The organism is Streptosporangium sp. NPDC006013 (assembly GCF_040614275.1).
In the GTDB taxonomy this organism is placed as follows: domain Bacteria; phylum Actinomycetota; class Actinomycetes; order Streptosporangiales; family Streptosporangiaceae; genus Streptosporangium.
On the sequence record NZ_JBEXUE010000735.1, the window covers coordinates 1 to 3,469 of the forward strand.

Here is a 3,469-nt window from a genome sequence, read left to right on the forward strand (position 1 = left end):
GCTCCGGCGCGATGATCGGCCTGGAGCTGGCCGCCCGCCACCCCGGGCAGGTGCGTGCCCTGGTCGCCCACGAGCCGCCGCTCTTCGAGATGCTGCCCGACCGCGACCACTGGCGCGACGTCATCCGGAACGTGCGGGACACCTTCGCCAAGGAGGGCGCCGAGGCCGCGGGGCAGGTCCTCACCACCGGGTTCGAGATGAGCAGCGGGCCGGCGCGGGACGACTCGGCCGCCGACGAGCAGCAGCGCGTTCCGGGGGGCGGACAGGGGCCGCAGGGGGAACCCGAGCCGGAGATGCTGGAGATGATGGCGCGCCTGGCGAGGAACATGGAGTTCTTCATCGGCTACGAGGTGCCGCCGTTCGCCACGTACGTCCCCGACGTCGCCGCGCTCCTGGCGTCCTCGGTGCGGGTGGTGGCGGCGGTGGGCGAGGCGTCGGAAGGCGAGCCCCCGTACCGGGGCGCCCTCGCCGTGGCCAAACAGCTGGGAATCGGGCACGTGGTGTTTCCCGGCGACCACGGCGGCTTCGGCGCCCAGCCCGTGGCGTTCGCCGCGAAACTTCACGAGGTGCTTTCGAACTCGTAGAACGGCGGCTTGGCCGGAAATCGTGCAGCCCCTGGCCGCGAGCGCGTTCAGGGGCTGCGCACCGTCCTGGGTCGGCCGGCCGGATGAAGACCGGATCTCGGCGAGGAGCCGACCTTCCTGGCGGTCGTGGCACCGTCCCCGCGAACTCCTCCCGCATCGCGCGGGCGCCCCTCGGCGTTCACCCGGACCCGGCGCTAGAGGCGGAAGTCCCAGTCGATCAGGCCCGCGCGCAGGTCGTCGGCGAGGCCTTGGACATAGTCGAGTTCGGCCTTGAGCACGGCCCGCTGGTACTCGGTCTCCACCAGGAAGAGGCGCGGGAGGAACTTCGCCCCCTCGGTCAGGTCGCGGCCCAACTCCGACAGTCGCGCCTCCAGGGAGATCAGGCGCTCGTCGAGCGCCGCACGGACCTCATCGGGCGGCAGCACGGGCATGAAGGCGAGTGCGGCGGGGAACTCCGGGAACTCGCGGGCCCGCGCGGAGAGCATCGTCCGCATCCACTGCCGCAGCGTGTCACGGCCCGCGTCGGTGGGCTCGTAGACGGTCCGCTCGGGCCGGTTCTCCTCGCGCGAGGTCTCACGGACCGCGATGAGCCCGTCGCGGAGCAGCCTGTCGATGGTCTGGTAGACGCTGTTGCGCTGCGCGACGTTGACGACGTCGTCCTTGTGCCGCTCCTTGATCATCCGCTGCATCTGGTACGCGTGCATCGGCGCCTCACAGACCAGCGAGAGCAGCGCCATGGCCAGGGGGGACCGCCTCGTAGACATGGTGCACATCGTAACGGCCTACCCAACAATAGTTATTCTATGTATAGTCATCTTATGACTAAAAAAGCCCTGATAGCCGGCGGAGGCATCGCCGGCCCGGTGACAGCGATGGCCCTGCAGCGCGCCGGCATCGACAGCGAGGTCTTCGAGGCGTACGACCAAGGTTCCGATGGCGTGGGCGCCTTCCTCACGCTCGCGGTCAACGGGCTGGAGGCGCTACGCCCCCTCGACCTGCACGATCTCGTCAGCGACCTGGGCATGGACTCCTCGCGGATGCTGATGTTCAACGGGCGCGGCAGGCCACTCGCCTCCGTCTGGCAGCCCAGCCGGACGCTGAAGCGCGCCGATCTCTATCGGGTGCTGCGCGACGAGGCCGTACGGCGCGGCGTGCGGATCCACTACGGCAGGCGCCTCACCGACGCCTCGATCACCGCGGGCGGGGTGCGCGCGGTCTTCGCCGACGGCAGCGCGGCCGAAGGCGAGCTGCTGATCGGCGCCGACGGGCTCCACTCGCGGACCCGCACGATCATCGACGCCGGGGCGCCTCGCGCCCGGCACGTCGGCCTGCTGAACACCGGCGGTTTCGCGCACGGCGTCAAGGTGCCCGGCGAGCCGGGAACGAGCCACTTCATCTTCGGCAGAAGATGCTTTTTCGGCTACCTGATCCATCCGGACGGAGCGGTGTGGTGGTTCGCCAACCCGCCGAGCCCCAGGGAGCCGACGCCGGAGGAACTCGCGGCGATCACCCCGGCGCAGTGGCGTACCAGGCTGACAGAACTGTTCGGCGATGACAGCGGGCCGATGCTCGACATCATCGGCGCGACCGACCACATCATGGCCGGCTGGAACACCTACGACTTCCCGACCGTGCCGAAGTGGTTCAACGAGCGCATGGTGATCCTGGGCGACGCCGCGCACGCGACCTCGCCCTCCTCCGGCCAGGGTGCGTCCATGGCGATCGAGGACGCCGTGGTGCTGGCCAAGTGCCTGCGGGACGTCCCCGGCACCCGCGACGCGTTCGCCACCTTCGAGGCGGTGCGGCGCAAGCGGGTGGAGCGGATCGTGGAGCACGGCAGACGCAACGGGAGCGGCAAGGCGCAGGGAGCCGTCGGCGCCTTCTTCCGCGATCTCACACTACCGATGATCATGCGGCAGGTGGACAGGAGGAACGCGCTGGCCTGGATGTACGACTACCGGATCCCCTGGAACGAGCCGGCCTCCGCGACCTCCGGCTGAGAGGCACCCGGCCTGCGGGGTCAGGACGCGGTGATGGCGGTGCCGCGCGCGAGGAGCAGCAGGACGGCGACCGCGGCGACGGCGACCGCCACTGCGAAGGGAACACGCGGCGAGGTTCGGCCCAGCACCACCCCGCAGGCGGTGAAGGCTCCGGCCACCGCCAGCGCCGCCCAGCCCCCCGCGCCCGGCGACCCCGTGGGGCCGAAGACGAGCAGGGCGGTCGCGGCCAGCAGCGGCAGCGGGATCAGGACGCGGACGCGGGCGACACCGAGCCGCTGCGGCCAGCCCCTGACCCCACCGGCGAGGTCCGCGGGGATGTCGGGGAGCACGTTGGCCAGGTGCGCCCCGCAGCCGAGCAGCGCCGCGGCCAGGACCGCCCACCAGGCGGGCCACGGATGTCCCGGCAGGCCCAGGGTCACGAACCCGGGAAGCGAGCCGAAGCCCACCACGTACGGCAGCCAGGAGAGCGCGGTCGCCTTGAGTCCGAGATCGTAGGCCCAGGCCGCGGCGACGCCGACGAGGTGGACCGCACCTGCCGCCGGCCCCGAGGCCAGGGAGAGCGGCACGCAGAGCGCCAGGGCCACGATCGCGGCGACCCACACCGTGCGGGCGTTCACCACGCCACCGGCGACGGGCTTGCCGGTGCGGCCCGCGGCGGCGTCCCGCGCCGCGTCCACCGCGTCGTTGCACCAGCCGATCGAGAGTTGCCCGGTCAGCACCGCCGCGGCCACCAGGACGCACCCGGCCGCGTCGCGCCCGCTCAGCGCGGCCAGCGCGGTCACCAGGACGGCGTACATAGGCGATGCCGTCGTCCAGCAGCTTCGACTGCACCACTTGCAGGGCGGCCAGATCTCGCTGATAGAGGCCGGGCTTGAGCGTCATGCT

Annotated in this window: 4 protein-coding genes; 2 read left to right on the forward strand and 2 right to left on the reverse strand. The window is 71.6% G+C overall.

Going from position 1 to position 3,469, the window contains the following annotated elements:
- Positions 1 to 584, forward strand: a 584-nt coding sequence (locus ABZ260_RS48755; protein ID WP_355632143.1) for an alpha/beta hydrolase, incomplete at its 5' end; no start/stop codon positions are given.
- 194 nt (positions 585 to 778) lie between these two features.
- On the opposite strand, the gene ABZ260_RS48760 is transcribed toward ABZ260_RS48755, so the two are convergent.
- A complete protein-coding gene (locus ABZ260_RS48760) occupies positions 779 to 1,348 on the reverse strand; it encodes a PadR family transcriptional regulator (RefSeq protein ID WP_355632146.1) in 570 nt (189 codons plus the stop codon).
- 54 nt (positions 1,349 to 1,402) lie between these two features.
- On the opposite strand from ABZ260_RS48760, the gene ABZ260_RS48765 reads away from it, so the two are divergent.
- Positions 1,403 to 2,584, forward strand: a complete 1,182-nt coding sequence (locus ABZ260_RS48765; protein WP_355632149.1) for an FAD-dependent monooxygenase — start codon at positions 1,403 to 1,405, stop codon at positions 2,582 to 2,584.
- Between the two features lie 20 nt (positions 2,585 to 2,604).
- Here the strand turns inward: ABZ260_RS48765 and ABZ260_RS48770 are convergent, their stop codons facing one another.
- Positions 2,605 to 3,381: a UbiA family prenyltransferase gene (locus ABZ260_RS48770; RefSeq protein ID WP_355632152.1), complete on the reverse strand. Its 777-nt coding sequence runs from the start codon at positions 3,379 to 3,381 to the stop codon at positions 2,605 to 2,607.
- Between the last annotated feature and the right edge of the window lie 88 nt (positions 3,382 to 3,469).